The following is a 243-nucleotide window of genomic DNA, read 5'->3' as shown; positions in this document are numbered from 1 at the left end:
CATGTTCGCTGCGGCCAAGGACCACACGATGCCGGAGTTCCTGCGCCGGGAAAACGCCAACCAGGTGCCGGCGAACGCGCTGTGGCTGACCAACGCGATGGTGCAGATCTTCCTGGTCATCACGCTGCCAAGCTCGGGAGTACCCACGGCCCAGATGTCGGCGGTGAACACCTCGAGCTTGAAGGCGAACAGGCAAATCAGCGCAAACAGCACCAGCGGCACGACCTTGGCCACAGTGGTGAC

General features: G+C 63.0%; 2 pseudogenes. One reads left to right on the top strand and one right to left on the bottom strand.

Features of this window, described 5'->3' with window-relative positions:
* Positions 1 to 145 (top strand): annotated as a pseudogene (locus tag J5M56_RS26330) (amino acid permease); the annotation flags it as partial.
* On the opposite strand, the pseudogene J5M56_RS26965 reads toward J5M56_RS26330, so the two are convergent.
* Positions 118 to 243 (bottom strand): annotated as a pseudogene (locus J5M56_RS26965) (hypothetical protein); the annotation flags it as partial. The pseudogenes J5M56_RS26330 and J5M56_RS26965 sit on opposite strands and share 28 nt — an antisense overlap.

It is taken from the genome of Pseudomonas sp. 51_B (genome assembly GCF_017491595.1).
Classification (GTDB): Bacteria; Pseudomonadota; Gammaproteobacteria; order Pseudomonadales; family Pseudomonadaceae; genus Aquipseudomonas; species Aquipseudomonas promysalinigenes.
This window is presented reverse-complemented; position numbering and strand designations above follow the sequence as displayed.